We start from the raw sequence: 25326 nt of genomic DNA on the forward strand, positions 1-25326 counted from the left end.
CTCATCAAAGAGAATATTTAAATGTTGTGGCTATAGTAATGGACTGAAGAAATAAAATAAACGTTCGATTATCCGATTCCACATCGGGCGGGTTGCCCACTCTTCCGGATTTAGCCGTGTCGAACGAGCGATATAATCTTCCTGTACACAAGCCAGATCTTCAGCGAATGCCCGGTCATCAACAGTAACAGTCACTTCAAAATTCAACCACAGGCTGCGAATATCTAAATTTACGGTTCCTACCAGACTAAGTTGGTCATCAACTAAAACGCTTTTAGTGTGGAGTAATCCCCCGTCAAACTGGTGTATTTTTACGCCAGCCTCAAGGAGTTCAGAGAAGAATGAGCGACTGGCCCAGCCAACCATTAAAGAGTCATTTTTCTTCGGTACAATAATATTAACGTCAACGCCTCTTAGAGCAGCAGTGCAGATAGCGTGTAGCAAATCATCACTGGGAACCAGATAAGGGGTTGTCATAATTAAACGCTTTCTGGCGGAATAGACCGAAGTAAGCAGAGCCTGATGAATCATCTCTTCAGGAAAACCAGGACCGGAAGCAATAACTTGTACCGTATGACCATCTTCCTCTTCAAACGGTAACCTGGTGGTATCCGGTGCCTGAGGAAGCTGACGTTTACCGGTTTCTATTTCCCAGTCGCAGGCGTAGATAAGCCCTAACATGGTTGCAGCAGGGCCTTGAATCCTCGCCATGAGGTCAATCCATTGGCCTACGCCGGATCCCTGTTTAAAGAAACGAGGGTCAACCATATTCATACTGCCGGTATAGGCAATATTGTTATCAATAATGACGATTTTACGGTGTTGACGTAGGTCCATACGACGCAAAAATACCCGTAACACATTAACTTTCAGCGCTTCAACCAGTTCAATTCCGGCATTTCTCATGAGTTCAGGGTAAGGCGTGCGGAAAAAATGCATGCTTCCGGCAGAGTCGAGCATCACCCGGCAATGTACCCCCCGACGAGCAGCAGCCATCAGTGCTTCAGCAACATTATCTACCTGACCACCGCTTTGCCAAATGTAAAACACCATCTCGATACTGTGTTCAGCTAACTCAATATCACGGATCAGCGACTTCATGGTGTCTTCACTGGTGGTTAACAGTTCAAGCTGATTGCCTCTGACAGCAGGAACGCCATGGCGATGGGCACAGAGTTGAAACAGCGGCTCTGACACAGGGCTAATTTGGGTAGCAAAAATATTCTGGCAGTTTTTTAACTCGCCTAACCAGGTTGCCGTGGACGGCCACATCTCCTTAGCTCGTTCTGCCCGACGTTTACCAAGGTGAAGTTCCCCGAACAGGAGGTAGGCCACAATACCGACTAGCGGAAGGATATAGATAACCAGTAACCAGGCCATGGCAGACGGGACAGAACGTCGCTTCATTAATACCCGGAGCGTAACACCCGCTATCAGTAACCAGTAACCTAATACCAGTAACCAGCTCAATACAGTATAGAAAGTGGTCATCGGAAATTTGTTATCCTGTTTGCTTTAAAAATAAAGAGTTGAGTTTACGCAGAGTCGCGAAAAGGTAAAACACTTCTTTAAAGTGTATTATAGATTTTGTTACTTATTTTTTGATTTATTCATTCAAAAGAAAAAATTGCCTGCGTTACAATTAACACTCCTTATCGTTATTTGAAAACACATTGGTCATTATGCACAGATCCAGAACTGAAGTTGGACGCTGGCGCATGTTGCGGCAGGCACAACGCCGACGCCATCGCTGGTTGGAAGGGCAATCTCGCAGAAACAGCCGGATCCACCACATCAGGACCGAGCAACAACTGGGGCGCCAGCAACGCTCTTTGCTCTATGCAAATATCCATGGATGGTAATAACACCGATCGTTAAGTTGTTGGTTGGGGTTCCCCGATATTGTACTGAGAGAACCCCCAACAATATCAGAACACACGCTTAAATGGTTTTATCGTTACTTTTTGATAGACACCCGCCTCAACATAAGGGTCTTTATCTGCCCACGCTTTAGCCTCTGTCAAAGTAGAAAACTCAGCAATAATGACGGAACCGGAGAAACCCGCTGTTCCAGGGTCTTCACTATCAGCAATCGGATTTGGACCGGCGACGACTAAACGATCTTCATCTTTTAGCGACTGCAAACGAGCCAGATGAGCAGGGCGGGCAGCGAGACGTTGTTCTAAAGAACCAGGTACATCTTCAGCATAAATCAGATATAACACGGTATTATTCCTCAATGTTATTGTCATATTTGTTGGGCGATAAGAGAGACGATATTACATGATTTATTACTGTAAACTATAGATATTATGACCAACGTGATAAATGAAAATATGCAGGCCATCGGCTACACTGAAATACCGATATGTTAAATTGATATTGAATCTCATTACCATTTTCATTTAGAATTCCCACATTCCAGAACAGTGAAGTGGTTCCTTTTGAAAAAATTCTTTCTGGCGCGTCGTTTTTCCTGGCCGCTTACCTTTTCAGTTTGTCTACATGCATCGCTTATCGGTGGGTTGGTATTCGCCTCGATAAAAGATCAGATTGAAATTCCCGCTCCAGATGATTCGGCTCCAATGAATGTTGTAATGGTTAACCCTGCGATGTTTGCTACTCCAGCGGAAGTGGCAGAGCAAAATACTCCGGCACAACAACCAACCGCTGCACCAGAGCCTGAACCGGAAGAAGTTAAACCGGAGCCCATTCCTGAACCCGAACCTGTCCCTGAACCGCCACCGGTGGAAAAGCCTAAGCCTGTTGAAATAGAAAAGCCTAAGCCAAAACCGATAGAGAAGCCGAAGAAACAGCCGAAGAAAGAGCCGAAGCCGAAAAGAGAACCGGTAAAAGAAAGGACTGAACAGGCACCAGTAGAGAAACCGGCAACGGCGCCAATCTCTACTGCTAATACCAGCAAGGTAGCCAGTGGTCCGGCATCTTCTGTTAGTGGCGCAGCGCCAGCAACAGGATCGAAGTTATTAAGACAGGTAGAACCCGCTTATCCTAAACAGGCGTTTGATCGCCGTATCGAAGGGCAGGTTGAGATAATGTTTGATATTGATGAAGACGGGCGTATTGAGAACGTACGAATTTTGTCATCCACACCACCAAGGATGTTTGAACGGGATGTGAAAGTTGCGTTGAAGAAATGGCGCTATACGCCAGTGGTGGTTAAAGATAAAAAACTGACGATTATCTTTAAAATTGACGGTGGGGCACAAATTCGCTAATCACTGTTAGCATGGTTAATAAATAAAACAGGTCGCTATTGCGACCTGTTTTATTTGGGAATAATTAATTTCAGACAGAATAAAATCAATCGAAAGAGAGATTTCTTTTGTTGTCTGGCAGAGAGCGGGAAGTTCCCAGATCGTTAACCGCTACATAGGTAAAGATCGCTTCAGTAACGCAATAGCGTTGTCCGATTGGCTCGGAAGAGACTTTCTTGACCCAGACTTCCATATTCACCGTGATGGAACTACGACCCGTACGAATACAGTGTGCATAGCAACAAACCACATCACCAACAGTGACAGGTTTTAAAAAGGTAATCGCATCGACGGCAACCGTTACTACACGTCCACGGGCAAGTTCTTTAGCCAGAATTGCACCGCCAATATCCATCTGTGACATGATCCAACCACCAAAGATATCACCATTGGCGTTAGTATCCGCGGGCATTGCCAGAGTCCGGAGAACCAGCTCTCCGCGAGGAGTACGATCTTGTTTGCTCATAATGTGTTTCTGATAGTGTTTGTTATAAGTGAAAGATAATGGCTTATCCGTTAAGCCTCAATTCAATTGCTCATATTATTTTTATCACTCCCGGAGCCACACGCAATGGGAGTGATAAAAATTTAATTATGGTTATATCATGATTCGCTGACAGAAAACCTAGTCTTGTTTGTCGCTGGCGGGTGGATTTTTCTGTTCATCAGGTATATGGCGGTAGATATAGATGCCGCTAAGTAGCGTAAACACAAGCGTTAGTCCGGTCAGTCCGAATACCTTAAAGTTCATCCAGACATCCATGGATAACCAAAATGCGACATAAATATTGATAAGACCACAGGCCAGGAAGAACAGTGCCCAGGCAATATTTAACCGTGACCATACTTGTTCAGGTAATGTGATCTCTTTGCCAAGCATACTTTTGATTAATAGCTTTTTCAGGACAAACTGACTGAAAATTAATCCCAATGCAAACAGGGCATAGATAGCCGTCACCTTCCATTTAATGAAGTCAGGTGAGTGGAAAATAATGGTTAAGGTGCCAAAAATGACGACCATGACAAAGGTCACTATCATCATTTTTTCTACTTTACGATATTTTATCAGGCTATAGATCACAGCCAGAGCCGTGGCGACAATTAACGCGCCGGAAGCAATAAAAATGTCATAGAGTTTATAAAATGTGAAAAATACAATTAGGGGCAGAAAATCAAGAAACTGCTTCATAGCTCTTTCCATTGGTCAGCAAGCTGCTGACTATACCGGATTTGGCGGTAGGTTTACACTACCGCCAAAGTAACAAATAACTATTTATCGTCCAAAAAACGGATCAGGGCAGAGGTATCACAACGGCCCAGTCCACGTTGTTGTAATTCAGCATAGGCTTCATCAATCTGTTTCGCAAAGGGAAGCTTGGCTCCATTACGTTCAGCTTCATCAAAGCAGAAACCAAGATCTTTACGAATCCAATCGATAGCAAAACCAAAATCAAATTTGTTTTCACCCATCGTCTCAGCCCGGTTTTCCAATTGCCATGAGCTACCGGATCCCATTTTTACTACGTCACGTACCGTTTTGACATCTAATCCGGCCTTTTGTGCAAAACGTACGGCTTCAGATACGCCAGCCAATACACCAGCAATACAGAGTTGGTTAGCCATTTTGCACAGCTGACCACAACCGCTTTCACCGACTAAAGTGACGGCTTTGCCATAAATCTTCAGAATGTCTTCGGCTTGTTTGAAAATAGCTTCATCACCGCCGCACATAACGGTCAGAGCCGCATTTTCTGCACCGGCTTGACCACCGGAGACGGGAGCATCCAGGAAATCCAATCCAATCTCTTTGGCTGCCTGATAAAGCTCACGAGCCAAATCAGCGGATGCAGTAGTATGATCGATAAGAATTACGCCTTTTTTAGCACCAGCGAAAATGCCATCCTCACCATAATAGACCGAGCGAACATCGTCATCATTTCCAACGCAGGTCATGACCATATCTGCGTTAATAGCCGCTTCACGAGGCGTTAACGCAAGTTTACCACCGTACTCTTTTACCCATTGTTCTGCTTTTGCTGTAGTACGGTTATAAACTGTTACGTCGTGCCCGGCCTTTATTAAGTGACGCGCCATCGGGTAGCCCATCACGCCTAAACCCACAAAACTAATCTTAGCCATTTATACTCCCGTTATTATTGATAAGCTTCGGACAAGCTATCCTAGTCTTTTTAATCTCAGGGTAAAAGTGGCAAAAACAACCAATTGGTATAAGAGTTGTATTAAACGGGAAGAATAAGTAACAAAGTACACTGTTATTCCCCGCCAGCTAAGGCATTATGTTGTATGATTATTGCGGAAGTTTTCACAGAGTGTCAGACAAGGCGACCGGCGGTAGAGGATAAATATGTTTTCAAGAGTATTTTTAAAATGGATGCCCGGATTACAGAATTTATTGGCTTACGATAAAAGCTGGCTAACCGCGGATATCCGTGCCGGACTATCGGTAGCGGCGGTGGCATTACCGGTAGCAATTGCTTATGCAGAACTGGCTAATGTGGGTGCTATTGTTGGTCTTTACTCTTGCATTTTACCCATGATTGCCTATGTCTTTTTTGGTTCATCCCGCCAGTTAATCGTCGGACCTGATGCTACAACCTGTGCGGTTATTGCTGCAGTGGTTACCCCATTGGCGGCCGGTAATAGCGAAATGCAGTGGCAGTTAACTATTATTATGACGCTGATTATGGGGGGATGGTGTCTTCTGGCCAGTAAATTCAGGTTGGGGGCGCTGGCGGATTTACTTTCCCAACCAATCCTGACCGGATTATTGAATGGTGTTGCTGTCACCATCATGGTTGGGCAGATTGCTAAAATCCTTGGTATTCAAATTAATGCTAACCAATTGATAGAAAAAATTATGGCTATACCATTTCAGATTATGGATAGCCATTTGCCGACTTTAGGTATTTCGGCCTTAACGTTATTACTATTAATTGGGATTAAAAAGTTTCGTAGCCAGTGGCCAGCACCTTTGATTGCTATTGTCGTAACAACGGCATTGGTATGGGGAATGGATATTCAACAATACGGTGTAGAAACCATTGGTGGCGCCGGATTTGATTCTGGTTTACCAATGGTTAACTGGAGCCATTTTCAACCTGGCCTGATGCGAGAGTTAGTTATTCCTGCACTTAACCTGGCATTGATTAGCTTTGTTAGTTTGATGCTAACCGCACGCAGTTTCGCCGCTAAAAATGGTTACGATATTGATGCTGATGCAGAATTCAGAGCGTTAGGCATCGCTAATATTATGTCGGCAGTTTCTCAGGGTTTTGCAATCAGCGGAGCCGACTCCCGTACCGCAGTTAATGATGCTAATGGTGGAAAGAGCCAACTGGTATCTGTGATTGCTGCGTTAGTCATTGCGTTGGTGGTTTTACTACTGACTAAGCCATTACAGTTTATTCCGGTTTCAGCGCTTGGTGTGGTGCTGGTTTATGCGGCCTGGTCGCTAATGGATTTACGCGGTATCTGGAATCTCAGACGGCGTAATCGGCAGGCATTTAGTCTGGCGATTTTTACCTTTGTTTGCGTGTTACTGATTGGTGTTATTCAGGGAATTGGATTAGCAGTTCTGTTAGGGCTATTGCAGTTTTTACGCACGGTATTCCGACCAACAGAGCAATTACTTGGTGTGAATGAAGATGGAATGATCCACTCATTAGGTAATACAACCACAGTTAAAGCGGTTCCTGGGGTAATGATGTATCGGTTTAACTCCCCGTTGACCTATTTTAACGTCGCCTATTTTAAGCGCCGTATCTTGAATCTGGTAGACAGCACGCCATTTCAACCCCGTTGGGTAGTGATAGATGCGGTAGCCAGTTTTACCTATGCGGATATTAGCGTGCTGGCATCCATTGATGAACTGAAGAGAGACCTCAAGTTACGCCAGATTAAACTGGTACTGGCAGGGCGTAGAACAGAGCTTACCCGTTGGTTTAAGGATAACAGGCCAGCCATGAAGGAAGAGGAGATCATGCTGGTTCCCGATCTCTATCTGGCGCTTAAATTTATTCAGAGTAAAGAGACTGCGCATACTTCGGAAGAACCCGCCTAAAGATTAATGTTCAGATGGTTGTAAAAAAGCCGGTGTTTTTCACCGGCTTTTTTATTGGCGATTATGCAGGTTTAACCTGCATATACAAACGGAACAGGTAGACAAACAAAAATGCCGTTACCAGATTACTCACAGCACTTAGTAATAGTGCAACAACCATTGGTGATACAGTGGATAAATTGATAGAGATCACCAGCAAAATAAACTTGGTTGACAGTGTAAATAACAGAATAGGAAGAACAATTCTCAGATTAGCAAATGCCATTCCCCAACTGGTACTGATGGCGTAAATCAACCCCTTGCGGGATTCCAGCATAATAATAGGGGATAACACCAATACAAACGCAAAAAACAGACCTGGCAACAGGTACAGAGATAACCCAAAAGTAATCAGCATTGACGAGATAACGAGTAAAACGACTAACATCGGTAATGAGGTTACGGATGAACCAAGTGCTCGTAAAGCACTGGACGGTTGTCCTTGGGAGACCTGAATAACCAGATTAATTACACCGGAGATAAGAATTGTTTGACTGAGCAAGAAGCTCAGAGCAACGGCACCAAACAGTGGAACAGCCGCTTCAACAATGGCTAATTGCTGTTCATAAGGCATTCCCTTAATAGCCTGTTCAACTTCTCCACGCGTCATAGCTGACGACCCAACAGACCCCGTGATCATCTGATGAAGAACGGTAGTATCCGGCATCATGGTTTGAAGCAAAACATAAGAGATAAATGACGCCAGTAATGCCAGCATAATAAAGCTGGATAATTGGTTACGTATAAAATTTACGCTGTCACGGAAGAGGGAATGGGCCGTGATGGGCATGGAGTCTCCTGTCTAAAGATAATATGCACTGTTATAGCGATTGTAACCTGTTAGACCATACTCTTGAACTTTATTATCTATGCCGATTTTTATCCGTAAAAATTAAGATGTCATCCTGTTGGTCGCTTACAGATCTTATCTCCGGGGTAGTAGTGTCGCCAAATTGTGATATCAGGAAAAATAATGTATTCGGATTTTTTATTTTGATGAATATATAAGCGTTGTTAAATGAGTTGTATATCGTTGAATATTGATCTCAATCAAATATAGAAACCTGATAGAAAACAATTAACTTGTTAAGTTCACTCTTTTGTCAATTTTTGTCAGGAACTGTGATCTGCATTGGATCAATTTTACTACCAAGGAGGTATATTTCACACACATTAACCCTAAAAGGAACATGGATAATGAAAAAACTCCCTCTGGTTTGTTTAATTGCTGCAACATTAGCGCCTTCATTTGCTTTTGCTCATCAGGCCGGTGATTTTTTATTCCGTGCTGGTTCAATTACAGTAAGACCGAATGAAGGTTCTGATAACGTATTAGGTCTGGGCTCATTCAACGTAAATAATGATACACAGCTTGGATTAACTTTCGGTTATATGATTACTGATAACATCGGTATTGAATTATTAGGTGCTACACCGTTCAATCATGATGTTGGCTTAAAAGCGACAGGCACGATCGCAACCGTTAAACATTTACCACCATCGTTGATGGCTCAGTACTATTTTGGTACTAAAGAGAGCACATGGCGTCCTTATTTGGGTGCAGGTATCAACTACACCACATTCTTCAGTGAAGACTTCAACAACACCGGTAAAGGTGCAGGCTTAAGTAACTTAAGCGTTGATGATTCCTGGGGCGTGGCGTTACAAGCGGGTGTTGACTACAACGTTGATAAGAACTGGGTAGTGAATACTTCTGTGTGGTGGATGAACATTGATACTGATGTAAACTTCACATCAACGGATGCCGCTGGTAACCGTACTCGTCATAGCGTTAGTACGCGTCTTGACCCATGGGCATTTATGTTTGGCGTTGGTTACAAGTTCTAATTTAACCACCAGTCTTACAAAGCTAAAACGCCGGTGATATACCGGCGTTTTTTCTACTTATATTTTTTGATTCAGGTTACTCATCATCATTTTTAAGCAATAGTTTCCAACCGGCTACATCTTCCCAATATTCTTGCTCTCGCTCCAGATCGGCTAGCACCAGGCTGTTTATATCTAAATATTGAGGTGGGAAAACCAGCGTTATATGGTAATCATCACTATGAAGTCGGCAATATTCCGGCTCTGTGGTTGCCTGACGCTGATTATTTAGCAGGATAGCCAGACGAAGAATTTGAATCAACGGAATAAACTGGCGCTTTTTTACTAAATTAAAGCTGGGGAGTTCATCTAACTTTATTCCTTTACGGTGAAAACGCACCAAAGAGGCCAACAGAAGTTGATGTTCCTGGTTAAAACCCGGTAGATTAGTATTTTGCAGAATATAGGCGGAATGGCGCTGCATATTGCTGTGGTTAATACTCAATCCCACTTCATGTAACATTGCAGCCCAGCCAAGTAGCGCTTCCAACTGTGGATTTGCCTGTGAGGCATTTTGCGCAAGCCATTGAGCATAGAACGATTGGGTTGTCGTTAATACCCGATTGGCCTGTTCCCGATCAATATTGTAATGTTCGGCTAAACTGATGGCTGTTCTGCTACGAATATCCTGATGGCGGAAGCGACTTTCCATCTCATACAGAACGCCTTCTCGTAACGCACCATCAGATAATCTTAGTTCTTTAATTGCCAGCGCATTAAATACACCACATAAAATAGCCAGCCCGGGAACAAAAACGCTTTGTCGATCGGGCGACAGGCCATCTAAATCGATTGCATCAAAAGATTTGAATTTGAGCGTGGCATTAACCACCTGCGTCAGACGTTCAGGCGTAATAATACCGTCTCTTTCACCCATCTCTTCAATAAGTACATTATGTACGGCTTTAATGGTTCCTGATGCACCTAAGGCGTACTGCCAGCCTTTAATACGGTATTGCCAGGCCAGATTCTCCAGCTTTTGTTCCGCAGCCAATTGAGCGCGCTGGAAATTCTGTTTAGTGATTTCATTATTGGGAAAAAACTGTTTAGCAAAACTAACACAACCCATACGACGGCTTTCAGCGATAAGAGGGGAGAAGTCTTCACCAATCACCAACTCAGTGGAACCGCCGCCAATATCAATAACTAATTTACGGCCTTTCTCCGGTTGAGTATGGGCTACCCCCATATAAATAAGGCGAGCTTCCTCTTGTCCGGAGATGATTTCGATTGGGTAGGGTAAAATCTCACGAGCCCGCTGCAGAAAATCCTGACCGTTTACTGCCAGCCGTAAAGTATGAGTGCCAACGATGCGCACACTGTCCGGAGAAAAGCCCTGAAGACGTTCCGCAAACAGGCTCAAACAGTTTAGCCCACGTAGTATTGCCTCTTCACTGAGGTTGTTATCTCTATCCAAACCATCGGCCAGATGAACTCGCTGTTTTAATCGTCCTAAAATTTGTAATGCTCCGTTAACAACACGGGCGATAACCATATGAAAGCTGTTGGACCCTAAATCAATAGCTGCAATTTCTTGTGGTTTTGTTGTTATTGAATCGTTTAAGTGCATTATTATTTCTCTGTTATATCCGTCGACTCTATGTTGGTCGGCTGTTCCAATGCTTTCAAATAATCATAAATGGCAATTTGTGAACGCACTTTTCTGCGGTTTCCACGAGGGACATATTGGTTACTTAACTCTTTATCAATAATCCGGGCTTTTACCGTATCGGATAGTTGAATATCAATGATATCCAGAACTCGCTGTTTCAGCACCGGATCGAGAATGGCTACGCCAACTTCAATACGGTAATCAATATTGCGCGTCATCCAGTCAGCAGAAGAGATAAATACCTGATTGTCGCCCTGATTCTCAAATATATAAACACGCGCATGCTCAAGGAATCGGTCAACGATACTGGTCACCTGAATATTTTCGCTAATACCGGGAAGATTAGGCACCAGCGAGCACATTCCGCGAACGATTAGGCGAATCTTTACTCCCGCCCCTGAAGCTGCGTAAAGCCGGTCAATCAACTCTTTATCGACCAGATTGTTAATTTTTAAGGTGATGCCGGCATCCAATCCTGCCTGAGCAAAAGAGATTTCTCTGTCGATCAGCTTGTTGAGCATTAAACGAGAGTTTTGTGGCGAAACCAGTAAATGCTCAAAACTAACGGGTCGATAAGGGTTTTCAATAAAGTTAAATACCCGACGGACTTCATTGGTAATACGGGAATCCGCAGTAAGCAGAGAGAAGTCAGTATAGAGGCGGGCGGTTTTTTCATTAAAATTACCGGTACCAATATGGGCATAGCGAACAATCTGACCATCTTCTATACGGGAAATCAGGAAAAGTTTGGCATGAATTTTCAGACCAGGAGCTGAGAAAATAACGTGTACTCCCGCTTCGGTTAAGCGCTTAGCCCAATGAATATTTGCTTCTTCATCAAAGCGCGCCTGTAGCTCTACAACCACTGTCACTTTTTTGCCATTGTGTGCGGCATTAATCATTGATTCGATTATGCGAGAGTCTTTAGCAACCCGATAAATATTAATTTTGATAGCCAATACGTTAGGGTCGAATGACGCCTGACGGACTAGTTCAAGAACGTGCTCGAAAGTATGGTAAGGATAATAGAGCAATACATCACGCTCTTTAATAGCATCGAAACCATTACGGAAGTTATTGAACCAGATATGCCTTAAACGAGGTAACGGCTTATTAACCAGATTGGCCTTACCTACATTCGGAAAACTGATAAAGTCTTTAAAGTTATGGTAGCGCCCACCGGGGATCACGGAATCATAAGAAGATATCCCCAGCTTTTTGCGCAGAATTTCTACCATATCATTTGGCATATCACGTTGATAAACAAATCGAACGGGTTCTGCTGTGAGGCGTTGTTTCAGGCTGGAAGACATCAGTTCAAGCCAGCTGGATTCCATTTCGTTTACCAGGTCATATTCGGCATCCCGAGTCATTTTCATCGAGTAGGCATCAAGAGACTGATAATCGAAAAAACCTTTAAAGATATCGTCCAGACAAAAACGAATAATATTATCCAGCAAGATCATTGGCTTGCGTCGGCGCGGCGGCTCAGGCGGTAAAGTAATAAAACGAGAGACCTTATTGGATGGAATTTCCAACAGGGCATACTCTTTCTTCTCTGCATTAATCACGATTTCAACGGCCAGATAGGTATAGTCGTCTTTTAAAAATTCAAGCAGGCTGATGTCGTTATTGAGCAGGATAGGGGTAATGTGTTGTCTCAGATGATTCTTGAAGTAATGACGTAACCAGAGTTGCTGATTTTCAGATAGTTGGCGTTCATTAATCAAAAACACCTGATTGCGAGCCATTTCCAGCAGGAGTTCGTTGTAAAGGTTGTCAAATTCCAGATCGGTCTTTAATACTTTAGCCTGAATCTTTTTTAAAACCTGTCTGGAGCTGGATGCAGATCCTTGTTCTTCTTTAATCAAAATACGCCGTTTTACATCGGCAAAACGAACCTTATAAAACTCATCGAGGTTGCTGGAATAGATGCCTAAAAAACGGATCCGTTCAATCAACGGGTTACTTTTATCAGCGGCTTCCTGTAATACCCGTTCATTAAACGACAACCAGCTCAGTTCTTTCTCAATATAGAGTTTTTCCTGATTCATCATGACTCCGTGACAGCTGAATAATGGGACCATTATGGCGATTAGTGTGGGGGCAAGTCCACAGATACCTGAGAGAAATTGTTCTGCAGTTAATAGTTTAGCTAACCCTGATAGGAACGCGTATTGTCGATTTATGCGTTTTTAACTACAAATTGATTATTTTGGATTTAAGTTTTTTGAGATTGTGTCGTCTTAAGTGTTGCCTAAGGAAAAATAGAATATAAACAAGGATAAATAATGCGAGGCAACAATTTGTTGAATGTGGACACGATTGATGAAAATGAACATTCGTTGGTCTATCACTGTCCCTACTGTAAGCAAAAACTGCTATCAAAAGCGCCTTATAAGGGCGAAGTTTGGGAGAGTTCTATTTGCTGTCACCATTGCGAAATGATCAATTACTCGATTTTTTATCATAATCGGGTTGATTCATTTCGGTTGAGTAATGTTTAAACAACAATCAACGAATGACCAAAACAATAAAGGCGTATTCCATTTCGATGAAATACGCCTTTATTACGATGGTAAAAAGCACCCTACATCAAGAAGTGTGGATGATTAGAATGCGCTGGTATCTTTGAACAGACCCACTTTCAGATCGGTAGCGGTGTAAATGACGCGACCATCGACTAATACTTCACCATCGGCTAATCCCATAATTAAGCGACGATTAACGATACGCTTCAGGTGTAGTCGGTAAGTCACTTTTTTAGCGGTTGGTAATACCTGTCCGGTCAATTTAACTTCACCAACGCCGAGTGCACGGCCTTTACCTTCACCACCTAACCAGCCTAAATAGAAGCCTACTAATTGCCACATTGCATCCAGACCTAAACAACCGGGCATAACCGGATCGCCAATAAAGTGACAACCAAAGAACCACAGATCAGGATTGATATCCAATTCTGCTTCTACATAACCTTTGTCATACTGCCCGCCGGTTTCGGTCATTTTTACAATGCGATCCATCATTAACATATTTGGTGCCGGTAATGGAGGTCCACCCGCGCCAAATAATTCACCACGACCTGAAGCGAGCAGGTCTTCTTTCGTATAGGATTCGCGTTTTTCAAACATAATTGTACTAACCTTATTTTTTGAATATGTAAAAGGGCAGTATACCCATTTGGTAATATCGCACTAGATTAGCTTACAGTTGTAAGCTGAACAAGTCCGATCAGCCGCGATTAAACCAATTAAGCCAACGAAGCGGCCATGGCAGGCGATTTCGATCGTTTCCTGCTACTTGAGTAATGCGTTCCTGAATGGAACCAATAATGCTTGGTTTATTTTCATCAACATAAGGTAATCCAGTCAGTAATGGCAAAGCATCCTGTGCATGGTCGATGGCCCATAAATGGAAACGACCGGCCTTCACCGCTTCGATAACCTCATTCTTCAAACAGAGATGACGTATATTTGTCAGCGGCAATATAACGCCCTGAGAGCCGGTAAGTTCACGGCTATTACAAACATCAAAGAATCCCTCGATCTTTTCGTTAATTCCACCGATGGTTTGAACATTACCAAACTGATCGACTGAACCGGTTACCGCAATTTGTTGATTGATTGGCTGCTGTGACAAAGCGCTCATCAATGCACACAGGCCGGCCAGTGAAGCGCTGTCACCGTCAACTTCACCGTAAGATTGTTCAAATACGATAGAACCAGAGAATGGGAACTGTTGGTCGGAGGCCAACTCCGCTGCAATAAAGGCCTGCATAATCATAATGCCTTTAGCATGCAGATTACCGCCCAGCTCGGATTTTCTCTCTACATCGGTGATTTCTCCGTCGCCCAGATGAACCACACAGCTAATGCGTGATGGTTCTCCCATTGCGCGAGGATGCCCCGGATATTCCAAAACGGATAAACCATTGATTTGGCCAATCACAAAGCCTTCGGTTTCGATACGCACCTGACCAAGGTCTATATCATCTAATACCATTTCAGATAGATAGCTCTCACGCCACAGCTTTTCTTGTTCTGACTGCTCCAGAGATTGGGCGGTAATAGCCGGAGCCGCAAAAGGTACGGCATCACTTAATATATGACTTAGTAATTGAGGGCAGAGAGGCAGCTTTTCCTGATCGCCGCTTTTTCTAACCGCAATATTAATGAGCGAAGGATAGGCGCTGGCATCGATTGAAGGTAACTGGTAATGACTGGCAACTGAATTGAGGTATTCACACCAGGTCACAATATCTTCGTCCTGATTGACGACCAGATCGGTTTCGAATTCAGTATAAATAACCTGTTCAATCAGTTCCGGTTCCAGCTCCTGGAGTTCACCTAATCCATAACGATCGCCAACTAAAATGACCTTTAGCTCTAATGGCATTGAAGGGATAGATAGCGGCAAAGGACGGGTATCATCAACAGAGAACCACTGAAAACGCTTGCTAACGACTGCTTGTTTTAAGCGAAACCATAAGTGTGGCTGAGTTAACAAAGTACGAACAGAAAGAATCAGAATTCCGCCGTTCGCTTTATGAATTAAACCCGGTTCCAGCGTATAGCTATCATTATGCTTGCGCAGGCAGCCAAACAGTTGTTCTGTTTCCAACCATTCTTCATACAGGCAGTCATCAGTAGCTGCAAAATTATCGCTTTTACTTTGTGCATCAACTCGGCTGATAACCTGATTGTTGATTTCATATCGGCTGCCAAAAACTTCAGGACGTACGGGCTGAATATTTTTTACCGCATCATGAATCAGTGAAAGGTAGGCACGGCTATCAACAGCTTTTATCAGCATAAACGGCGAAGCCGTCATATGCTGATGACAGAAAGTATGCAAAGACTTCTGCAAACGGGGCTGCGTGATTGCAATGTTTAATGGTTCGCGACGATATTCTCGTTCGAACAGGCCTGTACAGGCAGCGGTATTTGGCAATAACTGTTGCCATTCAAGTCGATTGATAGTCAAAGTATTCGCTGTTTAATTCAAAAAGGAAAACGAGATTATACAAGAAACACACGGAGTTCATACTCCCGTGATTCAGTTAACCAATTGTCTGGTCAATATTATAGACAATGGCGATAAAAACAGTAGGGACAAAGTCTTGAGAAGGGCTCAAAAGCTGCTATGCTACAAATGTTACACGGTCACTCAATAGGTGCTTTATGAAATATCAGCAATTAGATAATCTTGAAAGTGGGTGGAAGTGGAAGTATCTGGTTAAAAAGCACCGGGAAGGTGAAGAGATAACTCGCTATATAGAATATAGTGCAGCTCAGGAAAAAGTGGATGAGTTGCTACAGTTAGAGAATGAACCACACCGGGTTCAGGAATGGATTAGCGCACATATTAATCCTGAACTATTGAACCGATTAAAACAAACTATCCGGGCCAGACGTAAGCGCCACTTTAATGCAGAACAGCAACACACGCGTAAAAAGTCTATCGACCTTGAGTTTTTGGTGTGGCAACGTCTTTCAGCCTTGTCTCAACGTCGTGGGGCAACATTATCTGAAACTATTGTTCAACTTATCGAAGATGCAGAAAGAAAAGAGCAATATGCTAATCAAATGTCGCTATTAAAACAGGATTTGAAAGCTATCTTAACTCAGGATAAGTGACATAAGATGTGACGCAGAGAGATTTTGAAGTGGATTGTTAGTTTTTAAGTGATAATAAAAAACCCCGCAAAGCGGGGTTTTTTTGTATAAAGCTATATCAGAAGACTATTACTTTCTAACAGCTTCTTTAACTTCAGTTACAACGTCTTTAGCGCCTTTAACTTCGATCTCTACACGACGATCTGGAGCCAGACAATCGATCAGAGCAGCACCACGCTTCATACCATCACAGGTAGAACCGGTAACTGGGTTAGATTTGCCTAAACCACGAGCAGAAATCTTATCAGAAGGGATGCCTTTAGATACTAAGTAGCTAACAACGCTTTGTGCACGTTGCTCAGACAGTTTTTGGTTGTATTTCTCAGAACCGATACGGTCGGTGTAACCCAGAACAACTAAAGAACCGTTAGTTGGGTTAATTGAGCTTAATTCGCCGTATAATTGATCCAGAGCTTGCTTACCTTCTGGCTTCAGGTTTGCTTTGTTGAAAGCGAACAGAACGTCAGATTTCAGAGTGAAACGCTTGGTTTCAACAACTGGTACAGCAACTACAGCTGGAGCTGGTTTAGCTTGACCGAAACGGTAAGCTACGCCTAAGCTCAGCATGCCGTTGTCTGGACGAGTACCAACGCTGTCAGAATCGCCGTTACCGATGTTGTTAACCCACTGGTAATCTAAACGAGTAGCGATGCTTGGAGTGATAGCGTATTCAACACCAACTGCTGCCAGTGGAGAAATACCAGTATCGTGAGCTTTATATTCACCACCAGCTGCTGGATGAACTTTGGTGTCTCCACGCCAGCCCATAGCACCTAAACGGGTGTAGATATCCAGATCGTTCATTACTGGATAGCTCAGTTTAGCTGCTAACTGAATGCCTTGAGCTTTATAAGCAGCACTGTTATCACCACGGTAAGTCATACGACCTAACCAGTCATAACCTAATTCAAAACCTAAGTATTGGTTAGCTTGATAACCGAAATAAGCACCAGCACCTAATTGGTTAGGGTGAGTATTTTGGTTGTTCAGTGAATCAAGACCGGTGTTTTTGTAGAAACCAGTGTCATGGTAAGAAGACCAGCCCACTTTAGCACCAGTGTACCAAGTGTTGTCTAATGGTGCGGCTTGCGCTGCAGTAGCGAAACCGGTCAGTGCCATTGCTAGTGCAATTGCTGTCTTTTTCATTTTGCGCCTCGTTATCATCTAAAATAGTAGTGATATAAGTTAATGCTATGTGGTTCTAGTTTTAAAGTTCGAAGTTAAAGTACCCTCATCAATCCATGACTGACATCGAGAATCTGGAACCATAAAGCAACCTAATCAAGGTAAAGTTTACAACGTGTAAGAAAAGTTACAAGTGTTGAGTACTAAAAGCAGATAAAAATATCCTGATTAGTTTAATTATTAACGCCTGTGTTACGTCAGTAACTCTTAATTAAAAGCTAACCTGAGTGGCATTATAATAATCAAGTTGAATAAATAATAGCGATAAATTAATGATTATGAGAGAAGAAAGGGAAGTGTTAAGCATTCTGTGCTATTAGTAGATTGTTATTATGTAACATAAAATTACATCACAGACGCTTTGTAATGTTATGTTAGCTTAAGTAAAGATGTTATGTGGGCTAATAATCCAATTGATTGATACAGAGGGAAGAGTTGTTTCTGATGGCGATAAAAAGTGCCTTTATCACAGGAAGTAATAACATTAAGCAATAATCATCAGCGGGAAAAATGCCAGTTAATACCCTCAAATTTAATATTTCATCTCTATTTTGGGTTTAATAATGCACCATATTTACAAACCGGGAACTGGGTAATTGGTAAATATAAATACTTACTTAAAATAAGCCTTAATATTTAAGCGCTATCTTATCTTTCGCAACGCATTGGGCTAAATTTTAACAATATAACCATTTCTATGTATCGCTGTGCGTCTGATAATCATATCTCTGTGTTGGATGATTATAATGGGAGCTATATCAGTTAGTGCCAATGAGATTTACTAAACATATCATTATGCAACAGGGCGCTTTGTAGCATTGGGAGAGATTGTAAGATAAACCCATAACAATCACCTTCTTTTGCCGCCTGGTTTAATCTTTCTTTAATTTCCGGACTAATTGCTGGTAGCCAGGCAATAACGGAGCTGAAATTACCACTACGTAATGCTTTTTCCATCATCTCAATAGTGCTTTCCGTTGAAACTGAATTTAAGCCAATGGTTTTATTTTCCGGTAATCCCAGACTATTAATCCAGTAACGATTTAAGCGACGTTCAGGCGACAGCCAAAGTTGCCAACGAGGCTGATGCCCCAATTGTTGAAGAAAAGGAAGCAGCAGGTGAAGTGTGAATGGATTTTGTGGATCGTAAATGATTTCACTCACTTGGCTGGAGGTATAAACATGCTTCTGAGTGTTGCCTATCGCATTCGTTAATGCATATGAAGCGTTGTGATGTGTTTGTTGTATTGAGCGCATAATTTAATCACCTATAACCATACTGTGTATTTGTACAGTACTCTAGGCGTTGGACGAAATCAAGTATTTTCATGATGCTTCGCAAATTTTGCATTATTACGGTATTAACTAACTATTACTTCTAGATATTTTTTGAAAATTGATTATGTTGAAAATAGTTTCGTTACGTTACTTTTCGTCGTTACGTATCAAACTACACCCAATTGATTTATCAAAAAACATTAGAGGTTATATGGACAGAGAAGATACTAAACAGTTAGTCAGGAACGTTATTGAACATTTTAGTGAATTGGGAGAACTCACATCTCGTTCAATGTTTGGGGGATACGGGATATGTAAAGGCAAGGTAATGTTTGGATTAGTATCTGAAGATAAGTTTTATTTAAGAGCAAATAACCAATTGGAATCGATTTTTGTTACTTATGGTATGAATCAGTTTGTTTATAGAAAAAGGGGAATTCCTGTGCTGCTGAAGTATTACCATGTGAATGAGTCTTTATGGCAGAACAAAGAGATTTTACGGCGACTTGCTACCTATGCGCTTTCTGCGGCTTCGTCTGAAATGCGAGAAAAAGATACTCAAGAGTACGTAAGAATAAAGGATTTACCTAACCTTAATCTGGTAATAGAAAGAATGTTAAGGCAAGCGGGAATTAAATCCTGTGAGGAGTTATTCAGCCTGGGTGCGTTTCAGTCTTTCATTAAGATTCGAGAAATGAAGAAGGGCATAAAATCTGATCTACTTTTTTCATTAGCCGGTGCAATAGAAGGGTGTCATGTTGTTACTTTACCCACGGCACTTCGCGATGATTTAACAGAACAGCTTAAACTTTACGATAAGACAAAAAAGTAAGTTTCGTTAATTCTAAAAAATAAAATAATTCAATAGATAGCGCTCTTACTTGGAAGAGGCCGGAGATTCCTTTATCTCAGAATAGATTGTATCTGACAGAGAGACAAACTCAGGTAGTAGCCCAATTATTAGCGCTAGTTGTTGTGTAACTAGTTGGTTTTTATTTTCAGACTGACTGTTGAGCATTTTTATCTTTTGATTAATCGCATTGAGCGTTGAAATCATCTTTTCATTCTGTTCAGTATCTATTTGCAATGCGTCATCAATATAACAAACAGCATCATCAAGAAGAGATAGCGTTTCCGGGCTGCTGGTTAGCTGTTCCCGATGGGCGCCTAATGCTGAAATATAACCCAGTAAAGAGTGATTCAGGCAGAGTAATCGGAAACCATTATCCAATTGATGCGCGTCTTTATTAGGTTCTGCAGCCATGCTCGAAATTACAGAAGCAAGTTCAGCATCACAGTTGTGGGCATTACGTCGTACGATTCGGTAGTCAACGCTGTTGTCTTTGCCCTGATGATATTGCTCCAGTATGGCATCAAGGTAACGACAGTTTGCATCAATCGCTTTTTTCAGCACCACGGATAAATGTCGGAATTTCCAGTCAGGCCAAATAAAACTGACAGCAGCCCAGGCAATACCGCAACCTATCAACGTATCGATGATTCGGGGAAGTGCAACCTGAAAACCTTCGCCCAACAGGTTAAAACAGCAAAGGACTAGCAGTGTGATAAACATGGTTGCATATGCATAACGAACATTGCGGAAGGTAAAAAACAAAACGCCGCTGATAACAATCAGTATTAACTGACCTTCCTGAGAAGGTACAAAGTAGAGTATTGGCAGGCCTAATAAAATACCAGCAACGGTGCCCACGACTCTTAATGTCAGACGAGTTCGGGTGGCATTATAGTTTGGCTGACAAACAAACAGACTTGTTAGCATAATCCAGTAACCATTTTGCAAATTCGCCAACTGGATAATGGCATATCCAATACACAAGACCACTGACATTCTAACGGCATGGCGAAACAGTGCCGATTGCGGTGTCAGGTTTTGAGAAATTCTTGACCAGATATCTTTTAAGCCCGTGAGTTTATCATCCGCCAGCATACTGTCTTGCACTGATTTAGTATTGGTCGTTTGTTCTGATTCGATGTTATTGAGTTGGGAATCAATGGATTTCAAATTATTTAGCAGATGCTGTAATGACTGTGTCATAGCAACGGGGAGGCTATGGCTGGATTCCAGATTAGATAAGCTTTTTTCCAGATGTGTTATCGCCTGAGTCTGGTAAGTATCATAAACATACTTTTGCTGATATCGAATAGAGTAAGCAATGCTACGGCATGCTTTTGACTGTAAGGTTAAAAGCCGCTGAAAGCGGAAAAGAATATCGGTATAACGCAAGGCTTCGCTTAACTGTTGATACTGAGCATGAGAAGAGCTGGCCTGCTCATGAATATCCTGGGCAACAAAATAGTAATGCAGCATTCTACGAGTACTGCGCTGGCCTCTGTCGCCTTTAAGACGAGTAAGTAATGAAACCTTGGTCTGGTTTAGAGTACTAACCAGTACACCATTAGCCATAGTGGCGTGAATCAACTGGTCGGTGAATTGATGTTCTTCATCCGGGTCAAACAACATTGATTTGCTATCAAGATAGCCAGCCAGACTATCAAAACAGCGAGCCAGATTATCTTGCAGAGGACGAATTGGCAGGATCAAATGTCCTAACAGGGTAATGAGGTTGTACCAAATAGCTCCCGCCAGCAGTAATACCGGTTGTATATACCATGATTCATACAGTGATTCACCCAACATGGTATAGATCGCAATCAGCAAAGCACCAAAAGCGATAGTGGCATAACGTTGCCCAAGAGATCCTAGCAGAATAAATCCGGCTGTTGAGAAGAGTAAGCCAACAACAAAGAGCCAGGGATAAGGGAACAATAACTCAATGGAAACGGAAGCCAGAAAAAAGCAGATAAGCGTAATCAACAAATTACGCAGTCGCCCGGTCAGACGATCGTCCAGATCGGTTAATGCTGCGGCAACAACACCAAGCGTTAATGGAAGCGTGAGTAAACTTTGATTAATCCACCAGGGAACAAAAACCACTCCCGTAAGCGCTATAAAGATACGGATGCTGTAGAGCAGGTTACTATTATAGAAGTAACGACGAAGCCCTAAAATCAATGAAATCACATCCGTATCCTGTTACTCATAAAAGATGAAGGCTTAGCGTTGTTGAAGCTGACGCTTGGCTTTAGATATACGAGCTTGTTGTGCTACTTCAACCGAAACGACACGACGACCAACTGGCCATAGTGCAATAACGGCTATCTTGAAGTTAGCGATTCCTACAGGGATACCAATAATAGTAATGCATTGAGCTATCCCGGCGCAGATATGAGCCAAACATAACCACCAACCAAAAAAGATAAACCAAAAGATATTTAGCGCAGTTCCGCCCGCATTCATTAATGCGTTTTTCTCATCAGGATTGAGGTCGTCAACATGTACGGCTTCATTACCAAATGGAAACAGTGAAAGTTTTGTTATTTCCCAACAGGAACGCGTCAATGGCAGAGTAAATATAAGCACAATGGTTACGATTGTTGCCAGCAACCATCCTAATGTAGTGATCACACCACCGAGAATAAAATTGAGTATATTTAATATACTACGCATCAGCTAACTCCGCACAATGATAAGAGAATCGTTACAACGAGTGTATTGTTACGGTTTATTCAAATTTACTCAATGGAAAAGAGTTACCGATAATATTTCTGGTTGATAAATTCAGCATATTTCGCAGTTTCTGGCTGGAGAGCTCGGTGCAATAAAGGGTAAACTGTGATTAGAATCTTTACTGTATAAAACAGGCGCTGTTAACACTATGGAATTAAAATCAACTTCGGTTGGGCAACATTTAGCTCAACATCCCTATAATCGGGTGAAAATGTTGAATGCTGGCGTTGAAGTCAGTGGTCCAAAACATGCTTATACCATTCCTTTTAATCAATTAGTTGCCGTTCGTTGTAAAAGAGGCATTGTTTGGGGGGAGTTGGAGTTTGAATTACCTGAACAAAAAGTGGTGCGTCTTCACGGCACTGAGTGGCAAGAGACTCAAAAATTCTATCAACACTTGATGAGCATTTGGCAGCAGTGGGGAGAGGAGATGAGTCAAATTGCTGCTGAGATCTTGGAACAGCAAGCTGAAAAAATTAACGTTCGTTTACGACAAGAAAGGTGGCTCACTCATGATGACTTATCAGCGATTCAGGATGAAGTTACAACTGCTGTGAGTTCCGTCCCGTTGCCTGTTGAGCGTTTAATTGAGTTTGCTAACTGCCAACCATGTTATGCATTTTGCTCAAAATGGTTAACGATGGGCAATCAATTGCTTGAGACCAGCAATCGGCATTGGGTTCAAACCATGCTAAAACAGCACCGGCAATTTTTTGACCATATAGAAACTCAACCGCTGAACGAAGCACAGTGCAGAGCGGTTATTAGCGGTGAAAAAAATGTTTTGGTTCTGGCGGGAGCGGGTAGCGGTAAAACCTCTGTTTTGGTTGCCAGAGCCGGCTGGTTGCTATACCGCAAAGAAGCCAGCGCAGAGGAAATGTTGTTACTGGCATTTGGGCGTAATGCTGCTGATGAGATGAACAACCGTATCCAGCAACGTTTGGGGAGAACGGATGTTCAGGCTAAAACATTTCATGCATTGGCCTTATCGATAATTAGCCAATGCAGCAAAAAGGTTCCGGTTATCAGCAAACTGGAAACGGATACCAAAACCCGACAGAAATTCTTAATTGAGCAATGGCAGTCTGAGTGTGCAGAGAAAAAGAGTCAGGCGTCAGGCTGGAAAAACTGGCTGTCTCAAGAATTAGGGTGGCAATTGGCAGAGGATGCATTTTGGAAAGACAGTACATTATCTGAACGTTTAGCCGTAAGGTTAGATTACTGGCTTGGTCTCATTCGCAATCATGGTGGAAGCCAGGCCGAAATGATTGAGTCAGCACCAGAAGAGTTGAAGACAGATTTTCAGAAGAAAATACGCTTATTATCCCTACTATTAAAAGCCTGGAAAAAAGCGTTAAAAGAAGAGGGGGCAGTAGACTTCCCCGGCTTACTTCATCAGGCGGTGAACTGGATTGAAAAAGGAAAGTTTGTTAGTCCCTGGCATCACATTTTGGTCGATGAGTTTCAGGATCTTTCGCCTCAGCGGGCAGCATTGATTAATGCGTTACGCGCTCAACAAACGGGAAGTCACCTGTTTGCCGTTGGTGATGACTGGCAGTCTATATACCGGTTCAGCGGGGCAGAGCAGTTATTAACCACCAACTTTAATCATATTTTCGGGGTTGGTGAGCAATGTAATCTGGATTTAACTTACCATTTTGGTCAAAACATGAGTGATATTACTAGCCGTTATATCCAGCAGAATCCGGCTCAGATAAAAAGAGATATCTCAAGTCTGATGCAGGGAGAGAAACATCCCATCACTATTTTGCCCGATAATCAGTTGGAAGCGTTGTTTGATAAGTTAAGCAGTTATGTGAAACCGAATGAAAGGATTCTTATTCTGGGACGCTATCACTATTCTAAGCCTTCTGCTTTAGCTAAAGCGGCAACGCGATGGCCAAAGTTGAATATTCAATTTATGACGATGCATGCCAGCAAAGGACAACAGGCTGAATATGTGATTATTACCGGATTACATTCGGGGAGAGATGGTTTTCCATTGACAGAGCGTGGTGCGGTTATTGAACAGGTGTTATTACCACAAACGGAGCGTTTTCCTTATGCGGAAGAGCGGCGCTTAATGTATGTAGCGTTAACCCGTGCTAAATATCAGGTATGGCTATTACAGGATCCTGAATCTCCATCAGTATTTATTAAGCAATTAGCAGAGAGTGGTGCGGTGATTAAAAGAAAACCTTAGGCCCGCGCTGTAAAGCAAGCCTAAGGTCAGGCTGAAAATTATTTCAGACGTTCTTGCAGGTATTTCTGATAATCAGGAATATCAATGACGATCTCTTTTTCAAACAGGCCTGAGCATATCAACATATCGGCAGTTGCCCGATTGGTCGCGACAGGAATATTCCAGACGGTTGCCAGTCGTAATAAGGCTTTTACATCAGGGTCGTGAGGAACGGCATTTAGCGGGTCCCAGAAGAAAATTAATACATCAATTTTACCTTCAGAGATCATAGCGCCAATTTGCTGGTCTCCACCCATTGGTCCGCTAAGCATACTGGAGACAGGAACGTTTGCCGTTCTCTGAATTAAATTCCCGGTAGTCCCTGTGGCAAATAGTTTATGTTTGGCCAGTACGGATTTATTGTCTTCAGCCCATTTCAACAGATACTGTTTACAGTGATCGTGAGCAACCAGTGCAATGTTCTTTTGTATTGGAATTGTTCGTGTTGTTAGTTGCATATGAA

The 25326-nt window shown here is 42.5% G+C and carries 22 protein-coding genes; 7 read left to right on the forward strand and 15 right to left on the reverse strand.

Annotated elements, in window-relative coordinates; genetic code table 11:
• Window positions 1-30: 30 nt before the first annotated feature.
• Complete coding sequence (cls, locus tag EKN56_RS06555) at window positions 31-1491, reverse strand: cardiolipin synthase (RefSeq protein ID WP_130591039.1); 1461 nt, start codon at window positions 1489-1491, stop codon at window positions 31-33.
• A gap of 191 nt (window positions 1492-1682) precedes the next feature.
• Here cls and EKN56_RS06560 point away from each other — a divergent pair, with 191 nt between their 5' ends.
• The gene (locus EKN56_RS06560) at window positions 1683-1862 is read left to right on the forward strand and encodes a YciY family protein (RefSeq protein WP_130591040.1); all 180 of its coding nucleotides are present in this window, start codon (window positions 1683-1685) and stop codon (window positions 1860-1862) included.
• A 66-nt stretch (window positions 1863-1928) separates the two neighbouring features.
• On the opposite strand, the gene EKN56_RS06565 is transcribed toward EKN56_RS06560, so the two are convergent.
• Entirely contained in the window at window positions 1929-2225 is a 297-nt protein-coding gene (locus EKN56_RS06565) for a YciI family protein (RefSeq protein ID WP_130591041.1), read from the reverse strand.
• A 219-nt stretch (window positions 2226-2444) separates the two neighbouring features.
• Between EKN56_RS06565 and EKN56_RS06570 the strand changes: the two genes are divergently transcribed.
• Window positions 2445-3236: a TonB family protein gene (locus EKN56_RS06570; RefSeq protein WP_130591042.1), complete on the forward strand. Its 792-nt coding sequence runs from the start codon at window positions 2445-2447 to the stop codon at window positions 3234-3236.
• An 85-nt stretch (window positions 3237-3321) separates the two neighbouring features.
• Here EKN56_RS06570 and yciA read toward each other — a convergent pair whose 3' ends face one another.
• The 3 genes from yciA to EKN56_RS06585 all read right to left on the reverse strand — a co-directional run bounded on the left by yciA (window position 3322) and on the right by EKN56_RS06585 (window position 5414).
• Window positions 3322-3741 carry an acyl-CoA thioester hydrolase YciA gene (yciA, locus tag EKN56_RS06575; RefSeq protein ID WP_130591043.1) on the reverse strand — a complete coding sequence of 140 codons (420 nt, stop codon included), beginning with the start codon at window positions 3739-3741 and terminating at the stop codon, window positions 3322-3324.
• A 159-nt stretch (window positions 3742-3900) separates the two neighbouring features.
• A complete protein-coding gene (locus EKN56_RS06580) occupies window positions 3901-4464 on the reverse strand; it encodes a septation protein A (RefSeq protein WP_130591044.1) in 564 nt (187 codons plus the stop codon).
• 80 nt (window positions 4465-4544) lie between these two features.
• On the reverse strand, window positions 4545-5414 hold the full coding sequence (locus EKN56_RS06585) for an NAD(P)-dependent oxidoreductase (protein ID WP_130591045.1): 870 nt from the start codon (window positions 5412-5414) through the stop codon (window positions 4545-4547).
• 226 nt (window positions 5415-5640) lie between these two features.
• Between EKN56_RS06585 and EKN56_RS06590 the strand changes: the two genes are divergently transcribed.
• On the forward strand, window positions 5641-7356 hold the full coding sequence (locus tag EKN56_RS06590; RefSeq protein ID WP_130591046.1) for a SulP family inorganic anion transporter: 1716 nt from the start codon (window positions 5641-5643) through the stop codon (window positions 7354-7356).
• A 61-nt stretch (window positions 7357-7417) separates the two neighbouring features.
• On the opposite strand, the gene EKN56_RS06595 is transcribed toward EKN56_RS06590, so the two are convergent.
• Window positions 7418-8185: a YciC family protein gene (locus tag EKN56_RS06595; RefSeq protein WP_130591047.1), complete on the reverse strand. Its 768-nt coding sequence runs from the start codon at window positions 8183-8185 to the stop codon at window positions 7418-7420.
• Between the two features lie 407 nt (window positions 8186-8592).
• Here EKN56_RS06595 and ompW point away from each other — a divergent pair, with 407 nt between their 5' ends.
• A complete protein-coding gene (gene ompW / locus EKN56_RS06600; protein WP_130591048.1) occupies window positions 8593-9243 on the forward strand; it encodes an outer membrane protein OmpW in 651 nt (216 codons plus the stop codon).
• Window positions 9244-9319: 76 nt separating this feature from the next.
• Here the strand turns inward: ompW and ppx are convergent, their stop codons facing one another.
• The 4 genes from ppx to EKN56_RS06620 all read right to left on the reverse strand — a co-directional run bounded on the left by ppx (window position 9320) and on the right by EKN56_RS06620 (window position 15877).
• Window positions 9320-10852: an exopolyphosphatase gene (gene ppx / locus EKN56_RS06605; protein ID WP_130591049.1), complete on the reverse strand. Its 1533-nt coding sequence runs from the start codon at window positions 10850-10852 to the stop codon at window positions 9320-9322.
• 2 nt (window positions 10853-10854) lie between these two features.
• Window positions 10855-12948 carry a polyphosphate kinase 1 gene (gene ppk1 / locus EKN56_RS06610; protein ID WP_130593623.1) on the reverse strand — a complete coding sequence of 698 codons (2094 nt, stop codon included), beginning with the start codon at window positions 12946-12948 and terminating at the stop codon, window positions 10855-10857.
• A gap of 558 nt (window positions 12949-13506) precedes the next feature.
• A complete protein-coding gene (gene fabA / locus EKN56_RS06615) occupies window positions 13507-14025 on the reverse strand; it encodes a bifunctional 3-hydroxydecanoyl-ACP dehydratase/trans-2-decenoyl-ACP isomerase (protein WP_130591050.1) in 519 nt (172 codons plus the stop codon).
• Window positions 14026-14125: 100 nt separating this feature from the next.
• On the reverse strand, window positions 14126-15877 hold the full coding sequence (locus EKN56_RS06620) for an AAA family ATPase (RefSeq protein ID WP_130591051.1): 1752 nt from the start codon (window positions 15875-15877) through the stop codon (window positions 14126-14128).
• Between the two features lie 197 nt (window positions 15878-16074).
• Here EKN56_RS06620 and matP point away from each other — a divergent pair, with 197 nt between their 5' ends.
• Entirely contained in the window at window positions 16075-16530 is a 456-nt protein-coding gene (gene matP / locus EKN56_RS06625; protein ID WP_130591052.1) for a macrodomain Ter protein MatP, read from the forward strand.
• A 108-nt stretch (window positions 16531-16638) separates the two neighbouring features.
• Here the strand turns inward: matP and ompA are convergent, their stop codons facing one another.
• Both ompA and sulA read right to left on the reverse strand, forming a co-directional pair.
• A complete protein-coding gene (gene ompA / locus EKN56_RS06630) occupies window positions 16639-17715 on the reverse strand; it encodes a porin OmpA (RefSeq protein ID WP_130591053.1) in 1077 nt (358 codons plus the stop codon).
• Between the two features lie 801 nt (window positions 17716-18516).
• A complete protein-coding gene (sulA, locus tag EKN56_RS06635) occupies window positions 18517-19011 on the reverse strand; it encodes an SOS-induced cell division inhibitor SulA (protein WP_130591054.1) in 495 nt (164 codons plus the stop codon).
• 232 nt (window positions 19012-19243) lie between these two features.
• Here sulA and EKN56_RS06640 point away from each other — a divergent pair, with 232 nt between their 5' ends.
• A complete protein-coding gene (locus tag EKN56_RS06640) occupies window positions 19244-19864 on the forward strand; it encodes a TfoX/Sxy family DNA transformation protein (RefSeq protein WP_168189618.1) in 621 nt (206 codons plus the stop codon).
• 45 nt (window positions 19865-19909) lie between these two features.
• Here EKN56_RS06640 and yccS read toward each other — a convergent pair whose 3' ends face one another.
• Window positions 19910-22075 carry a YccS family putative transporter gene (gene yccS, locus EKN56_RS06645; RefSeq protein ID WP_130591056.1) on the reverse strand — a complete coding sequence of 722 codons (2166 nt, stop codon included), beginning with the start codon at window positions 22073-22075 and terminating at the stop codon, window positions 19910-19912.
• A 33-nt stretch (window positions 22076-22108) separates the two neighbouring features.
• Window positions 22109-22561, reverse strand: coding sequence for a YccF domain-containing protein (locus tag EKN56_RS06650; protein WP_130591057.1), 453 nt, complete (start codon window positions 22559-22561; stop codon window positions 22109-22111).
• A gap of 208 nt (window positions 22562-22769) precedes the next feature.
• Between EKN56_RS06650 and helD the strand changes: the two genes are divergently transcribed.
• Window positions 22770-24824, forward strand: a complete 2055-nt coding sequence (gene helD, locus EKN56_RS06655) for a DNA helicase IV (protein ID WP_130591058.1) — start codon at window positions 22770-22772, stop codon at window positions 24822-24824.
• Window positions 24825-24862: 38 nt separating this feature from the next.
• Here helD and EKN56_RS06660 read toward each other — a convergent pair whose 3' ends face one another.
• Window positions 24863-25321: a methylglyoxal synthase gene (locus EKN56_RS06660; protein ID WP_130591059.1), complete on the reverse strand. Its 459-nt coding sequence runs from the start codon at window positions 25319-25321 to the stop codon at window positions 24863-24865.
• Window positions 25322-25326 lie beyond the last annotated feature (5 nt).

It is taken from the genome of Limnobaculum zhutongyuii (assembly GCF_004295645.1).
In the GTDB taxonomy this organism is placed as follows: domain Bacteria; phylum Pseudomonadota; class Gammaproteobacteria; order Enterobacterales; family Enterobacteriaceae; genus Limnobaculum; species Limnobaculum zhutongyuii.